A 7,244-nucleotide genomic window follows, 5' to 3' on the forward strand; every position below is an offset into this window, starting at 1 on the left:
GGCTATTTCAAAAGAGCTGTTTGGCAATATTGGTCAAGCAGCTTTTTTTGGTTTTCAATATCCAAGCCAGGATAGAAACCCTGAATCTTCTGAAAACCACCAAACCACCATTGCTTTTCAGTCACACACTCATAAACAGGGCATTGCTCGCTACGGGCGGCACAGTCCTGGTAGTACGTAAGCATTTGGCTTTTGTCAGCGCTGCCTTGAAAACTTCCCTTGCGGTCCCTCAAGGAAAAGAAGTCAATAAAGGCTGGACCGCTGTAATGTCTGACCTGCACTTCAAGCGCGGATGGGTAAAAAATCACCAGCAATACGTTAAAAAGCAGCCACATGATCAGCGCTGTAACGGGTACAGGCAGTCGTGCGCGATAACGCCCTCCCGCCTTTATGAAAGCAGCAGTGACTGCAGTTGTAAGTGCCAAGGCGAACAATAACGATGTCAGGCCATTGACAACATACCCACGTGTACCCGCCTCCAGTCCATTGGGTAGCGACATTGAGTCATAACCAATATGTATCAGCTCCCATCCGAGCTGATTACCAAGTACAGCGAGCATTACCAGCACTGCAGCAATTCCAATAAGCACCCAAAAAGTGAGCTTGGTTGGCGACTCCGTTGATACGTTCTTTGCCACGGGATCCCTCATACATGATTAAAGCCGCGAGCCTGCCTTGCTTGCTATCACAGCGCAACGACTTTCAGCGAGCACCGAATGCCCATAATTGTTAATCAAAAAAAATGCTTGATTAGAAACCGCTTTTGCTTCAACCAAGAGCATCTTCACAGGTTGCTTCTCCCTCTATTCACGCCTCTACAGCCCGCTCGTATTCGTCTAACATGAACCATGTGATCTTCAGGTACACCTTACCGATAAGCGCAGTCAGTCGGCGAAGTGGGATATAAAACATGAGAAGTCGAAAAAATTATGACGAAACTGTTAAACTCCGCGCCTATCAGAACCGCATGTCGCGGTAGTTCGAGCTGATCACGTGGAAATTTTTAAAGAATTCACCTTCGAAGCAGCCCATTTCCTACCTAATGTTCCAGAAGGACATAAGTGTGGGCGCCTACATGGGCACTCCTTCAAAGTAGCCATCTATCTTGAAGGGCCGGTTGATCCCCACACAGGCTGGCTACGGGATTTTGCTGATATCAAAGCGATCTTCAAGCCCATCTATGAGAGACTCGATCACTACTATCTGAACGATATTCAGGGTTTAGAGAACCCGACCAGTGAAAATCTGGCAATCTGGATTTGGCGTGAACTGAAACCACAGTTACCCGAACTCTCTCGGGTCCGTGTTCACGAGACCTGCACAAGCGGCTGCGAATACCGCGGCGACTGAATATTACCCATTTATTACACAAAGGGTCAGTTGTCTGGCTGCTTTCTGACATAATTGCTGCCTTTCAACTGTCGATGAAACGATATGTTCGATCTTTTCAGCGGGCTAGATGTCTGGGTAGGCATTAGTCTGGTTCTTGCCTTGGCTTTCGTGCTGACATTTGAATTCATTAACGGTTTTCATGACACCGCAAATGCTGTCGCAACCGTCATTTACACCAAGGCAATGCCGCCTCATTTAGCGGTTATGTTCTCAGGTATATTCAATTTCTTAGGCGTTCTGTTTGGTGGTGTTGGTGTTGCCTATGCCATTGTTCACCTCTTGCCAGTCGATCTACTCATTAATGTGAATACAGGCCATGGCCTCGCCATGGTCTTTTCGCTTTTGGCTGCTGCCATTACCTGGAACCTAGGCACTTGGTATTTCGGTATACCAGCCTCTAGCTCTCACACTCTGATTGGCTCAATTTTGGGTGTTGGCCTTACTAACTCCCTTATCACAGGTATCCCCTTAAGCGAGGGCGTTAACTGGCAGAAAGTAATTGATATCGGCCTTTCGCTTATTGCCTCTCCAATAGCGGGTTTTGTACTGGCAGGCGCTATTCTTATAGGTCTAAAGCGCTGGCGCCCCCGTTCCAAAATGCATAAGACACCTGAGCAACGCCGCGAAATAGACTCAAAAAAGCATCCACCTTTCTGGAACCGTTTGATGCTAGTCATCTCGGCCATGGGTATGAGCTTCGTGCACGGCTCCAATGACGGCCAAAAAGGGATTGGCCTCATCATGCTGGTACTCATAGGCATCGTGCCAGGTAAGTTCGTCTTGGATCTGACTAGCACCACCTATCAGATTGAACGCACCCGTGATGCGGCTATTCACTTGGGTCAGTTCTACGAGCGTCAATCGAGTGTTCTGAAGGAGTACTTGGATTACACAACTGGCAATCGGGATCTTCCTGAAGAGTTCAGCTGTGAAACTAGGCTTACAATCCCTACACTTAATGCGTTGTTAAGCAATCTGAATGGTGTGACCGACTATCGCGCCATGACCGTGGATCAGCGGACCCAAGTACGCCGCTATTTGCTTTGCCTGGACGATTCCGCAAAGAAAATTAGCAAGCTTCCCGTTCTGGAAGGCCGCGATGTTGAAGACCTGAACAGGCTGCGTAAAGACCTTACCAGCACAACAGAATATGCTCCGTACTGGGTGATCATCGCAGTAGCATTGGCTCTAGGGATCGGAACCATGGTCGGTTGGAAGCGAGTGGTACTGACAGTAGGTGAAAAGATAGGCCGGCAAGGAATGACTTATGCACAAGGTGTCAGCGCGCAGTTTACTGCCGTAATCGCCATCGGCGCCGCGAACATTTATAGTCTGCCCGTATCCACTACACACGTTCTATCTTCTGGTGTAGCAGGCACAATGATCGCCAACCGCAGCGGTCTGCAGGGCGGTACGGTACGTAATATTCTATTAGCTTGGGTACTAACTCTACCCGCCTCGATGCTGCTTTCAGCTGCCCTTTTCTGGTTGTCCAACCAGTTTATTGGGTAAGATCTTAGCTTGGTAGCTAACTAGCTATGATTGCTAGTTAGCTACTCGCCTCAGGCGACTACTCGTCGAATTCTTGTAGAAGCTCTAAACATCTCTTGCTTTAGCGAGTCTGTATAGGTATAGCCCCTTTAAGGGATATCAATACGCTTGAGCAGTATGGTGACGCCATGAGCCCAGCAGCCTATATAGTATTATTGATTATCGGATGGCTCGCATTAGCCGGTACGATGTTATGGGCAATGCTTAGAATAAGCCGATCTCCACGGCATCATAGACATTCGCACTCTGAAACAGACAAGCCGGTTACAGTAAACCCCACTGGCTCGGAACCTCCGCAGCATCTTTTAAACCTATCTCATAAGGCTCGCTCCTTCCACGCCTGAGCGGCTAATAAAAACCGACCTATTAAGGTCGGTTTTATTTATCTCTTCGCTATATCGAGCTGATCAACAAGGGCACTACTTCCGTACTGCTTTCGAACTCTCGTTCAATCATCTTTTTCAAAGTCAATAACGAATCCTGAGAAGCTGGCTTTTCAAAAAGTTTACGTGAGAAGTGATAAGGCCATTTAGCCAAGCGGCTAATTGCTCAGCAATTGTCTCCTTAGCATCACCTTTGACTTGAAAGGCAAAGCCAGGAACTTCCCCAATAACAAAACCAGAACCAATAGCAGCAAACATAAATCCACCTCACTCAATGCTTGTATCTAGTTGAGTGAGCAAGCGAGAGGGAGTTCGTGACTGTTTATCGGGAAAGAGCTTTTTCCTGAAAAGAAGAGGCCTAGCCTCAGTAAGCAGACAGGCGCAAGCAAATAAGCAGCTCTTGTAGGCCACGCAGGAAAAGCAGCCTATCTCTTTTATTTCTGCTGCAAAAGCAAAACCCCCGGGCGGTTAGGCCTGGGGGTTTTGGGTATAGGTGCTTGACGATGACCTACTCTCACATGGGGAAACCCCACACTACCATCGGCGATGCATCGTTTCACTTCTGAGTTCGGAAAGGGATCAGGTGGTTCCAACGCTCTATGGTCGTCAAGCAATTCGGGTGGGGAACCGGTGTCTAGTCGTTTCCCCGAATGGGTATGTGATTGGTATTTTGCGGTTCAACCAAGCTTTCGGCTGGTCTTTACCAAACAACAGATTGTTTGGGTGTTATATGGTCAAGCCTCACGGGCAATTAGTATCGGTTAGCTCAACGCCTCACAGCGCTTACACACCCGACCTATCAACGTTGTAGTCTTCAACGGCCCTTCAGGAAGCTCAAGGCTCCAGTGAGATCTCATCTTGAGGCAAGTTTCCCGCTTAGATGCTTTCAGCGGTTATCTTTTCCGAACATAGCTACCCGGCAATGCCACTGGCGTGACAACCGGAACACCAGAGGTTCGTCCACTCCGGTCCTCTCGTACTAGGAGCAGCCCCTCTCAAATCTCAAACGTCCACGGCAGATAGGGACCGAACTGTCTCACGACGTTCTAAACCCAGCTCGCGTACCACTTTAAATGGCGAACAGCCATACCCTTGGGACCGGCTTCAGCCCCAGGATGTGATGAGCCGACATCGAGGTGCCAAACACCGCCGTCGATATGAACTCTTGGGCGGTATCAGCCTGTTATCCCCGGAGTACCTTTTATCCGTTGAGCGATGGCCCTTCCATACAGAACCACCGGATCACTAAGACCTACTTTCGTACCTGCTCGACGTGTCTGTCTCGCAGTCAAGCGCGCTTTTGCCTTTATACTCTGCGACCGATTTCCGACCGGTCTGAGCGCACCTTCGTACTCCTCCGTTACTCTTTAGGAGGAGACCGCCCCAGTCAAACTGCCCACCATACACTGTCCTCGATCCGGATAACGGACCAGAGTTAGAACCTCAAGCATGCCAGGGTGGTATTTCAAGGATGGCTCCACGAGAACTGGCGTCCTCGCTTCAAAGCCTCCCACCTATCCTACACAAGCAGGCTCAAAGTCCAGTGCAAAGCTACAGTAAAGGTTCACGGGGTCTTTCCGTCTAGCCGCGGATACACTGCATCTTCACAGCGATTTCAATTTCACTGAGTCTCGGGTGGAGACAGCGCCGCCATCGTTACGCCATTCGTGCAGGTCGGAACTTACCCGACAAGGAATTTCGCTACCTTAGGACCGTTATAGTTACGGCCGCCGTTTACCGGGGCTTCGATCAAGAGCTTCGCTTGCGCTAACCCCATCAATTAACCTTCCGGCACCGGGCAGGCGTCACACCCTATACGTCCACTTTCGTGTTTGCAGAGTGCTGTGTTTTTAATAAACAGTCGCAGCGGCCTGGTATCTTCGACCGGCATGGGCTTACGGAGCAAGTCCTTCACCCTCACCGGCGCACCTTCTCCCGAAGTTACGGTGCCATTTTGCCTAGTTCCTTCACCCGAGTTCTCTCAAGCGCCTTGGTATTCTCTACCCGACCACCTGTGTCGGTTTGGGGTACGATTTCTAATTACCTGAAGCTTAGAGGCTTTTCCTGGAAGCATGGCATCAACCACTTCCTCTTCATAAGAAGAGTCGTCATCAGCTCTCGGCCTTAACTGTCCGGATTTACCTAAACAGTCAGCCTACCGCCTTAAACTTGGACAACCAACGCCAAGCTGGCCTAGCCTTCTCCGTCCCCCCATCGCAGTAATTAGAAGTACAGGAATATTAACCTGTTTCCCATCGACTACGCCTTTCAGCCTCGCCTTAGGGGTCGACTCACCCTGCGTCGATTAACGTTGCGCAGGAACCCTTGGTCTTTCGGCGTGCGAGTTTTTCACTCGCATTGTCGTTACTCATGTCAGCATTCGCACTTCTGATACCTCCAGCAAGCTTCTCAACTCACCTTCACAGGCTTACAGAACGCTCCTCTACCGCTCATCTTGCGATGAACCCGTAGCTTCGGTGTGTAGTTTGAGCCCCGTTACATCTTCCGCGCAGGCCGACTCGACTAGTGAGCTATTACGCTTTCTTTAAAGGGTGGCTGCTTCTAAGCCAACCTCCTAGCTGTCTAAGCCTTCCCACATCGTTTACCACTTAACTACAACTTTGGGACCTTAGCTGACGGTCTGGGTTGTTTCCCTTTTCACGACGGACGTTAGCACCCGCCGTGTGTCTCCCATGCTTGCACTTCTGGGTATTCGGAGTTTGCATCGGTTTGGTAAGTCGGGATGACCCCCTAGCCGAAACAGTGCTCTACCCCCCAGAGTGATACATGAGGCGCTACCTAAATAGCTTTCGAGGAGAACCAGCTATCTCCGAGCTTGATTAGCCTTTCACTCCGATCCACAAGTCATCCCCTGCCTTTTCAACGGAAGTGGGTTCGGTCCTCCAGTCAGTGTTACCTAACCTTCAACCTGCTCATGGATAGATCGCCCGGTTTCGGGTCTATACCCAGCGACTAAAACGCCCTATTAAGACTCGCTTTCGCTACGCCTTCCCTATACGGTTAAGCTTGCCACTGAATATAAGTCGCTGACCCATTATACAAAAGGTACGCAGTCACCCAACAAAGTAGGCTCCCACTGCTTGTACGCATACGGTTTCAGGTTCTATTTCACTCCCCTCTCCGGGGTTCTTTTCGCCTTTCCCTCACGGTACTGGTTCACTATCGGTCAGTCAGTAGTATTTAGCCTTGGAGGATGGTCCCCCCATATTCAGACAACGTTTCACGTGCGCCGTCCTACTCGATTTCACTCAAAAGATCCTTTCACCTACGGGGCTATCACCCACTATGGCCGCACTTTCCAGAGCGTTCGGTTAAAATCAATTGAGCTTAAGGGCTAGTCCCCGTTCGCTCGCCACTACTTAGGGAATCTCGGTTGATTTCTTTTCCTCAGGGTACTTAGATGTTTCAGTTCCCCTGGTTCGCCTCTCACACCTATGGATTCAGTGTGAGATACCTGACTTATGTCAGGTGGGTTCCCCCATTCAGAGATCTCCGGATCACAGTCTATTTGCCGACTCCCCGAAGCTTATCGCAGGCTATCACGTCTTTCATCGCCTCTGACTGCCAAGGCATCCACCGTATGCGCTTATTCACTTGACCATATAACCCCAAAGAATCTGAAGTTATGTCTGGTTTGGAACACGACATTCGCCGAAAACTTGCGCTTGAACTCGCAAATTTACCTTGACCACATAGTCTGCAGTGAAACAGCCTATGTGTTCGTACTTCTATCACATACCCAAATTTTTAAAGAACAGTCTGAAAACAAAGTTCAGAAGTCAATGCTCCGACCCAACCCTTAGGGGGGGGGGTAAGCACTCAGTTCTGAGCTTTAACGCGGTGTTAGATGGTGGAGCCAAGGAGGATCGAACTCCTGACCTCCTGCGTGCAAAGCAG

4 protein-coding genes, 1 tRNA gene and 2 rRNA genes (1 of these 7 running past the window's edge) are annotated in these 7,244 nt (G+C 49.7%); 2 read left to right on the top strand and 5 right to left on the bottom strand.

What is annotated here, in order from left to right; translation table 11 throughout:
• Positions 1 to 2: 2 nt before the first annotated feature.
• Positions 3 to 638, bottom strand: a complete 636-nt coding sequence (locus tag HMPREF1487_RS19675; RefSeq protein WP_010798472.1) for a hypothetical protein — start codon at positions 636 to 638, stop codon at positions 3 to 5.
• Between the two features lie 355 nt (positions 639 to 993).
• Between HMPREF1487_RS19675 and queD the strand changes: the two genes are divergently transcribed.
• Positions 994 to 1,350, top strand: coding sequence for a 6-carboxytetrahydropterin synthase QueD (gene queD, locus HMPREF1487_RS19680; protein ID WP_010798473.1), 357 nt, complete (start codon positions 994 to 996; stop codon positions 1,348 to 1,350).
• A gap of 84 nt (positions 1,351 to 1,434) precedes the next feature.
• On the top strand, positions 1,435 to 2,904 hold the full coding sequence (locus HMPREF1487_RS19685; RefSeq protein WP_010798474.1) for an inorganic phosphate transporter: 1,470 nt from the start codon (positions 1,435 to 1,437) through the stop codon (positions 2,902 to 2,904).
• Between the two features lie 506 nt (positions 2,905 to 3,410).
• Here the strand turns inward: HMPREF1487_RS19685 and HMPREF1487_RS27370 are convergent.
• From HMPREF1487_RS27370 to HMPREF1487_RS19700, 4 genes are all read right to left on the bottom strand, one after another.
• Entirely contained in the window at positions 3,411 to 3,584 is a 174-nt protein-coding gene (locus HMPREF1487_RS27370; protein ID WP_010798475.1) for a hypothetical protein, read from the bottom strand.
• A gap of 237 nt (positions 3,585 to 3,821) precedes the next feature.
• Positions 3,822 to 3,937, bottom strand: a 5S ribosomal RNA gene (gene rrf / locus HMPREF1487_RS19690).
• Positions 3,938 to 4,056: 119 nt separating this feature from the next.
• Positions 4,057 to 6,947 (bottom strand): 23S ribosomal RNA (locus HMPREF1487_RS19695).
• Between the two features lie 248 nt (positions 6,948 to 7,195).
• Positions 7,196 to 7,244: transfer RNA gene (locus HMPREF1487_RS19700), tRNA-Ala, on the bottom strand (it continues 27 nt past the right edge of the window).

The sequence above is a fragment of the Pseudomonas sp. HPB0071 genome (genome assembly GCF_000478505.2).
In the GTDB taxonomy this organism is placed as follows: domain Bacteria; phylum Pseudomonadota; class Gammaproteobacteria; order Pseudomonadales; family Pseudomonadaceae; genus Chryseomonas; species Chryseomonas luteola.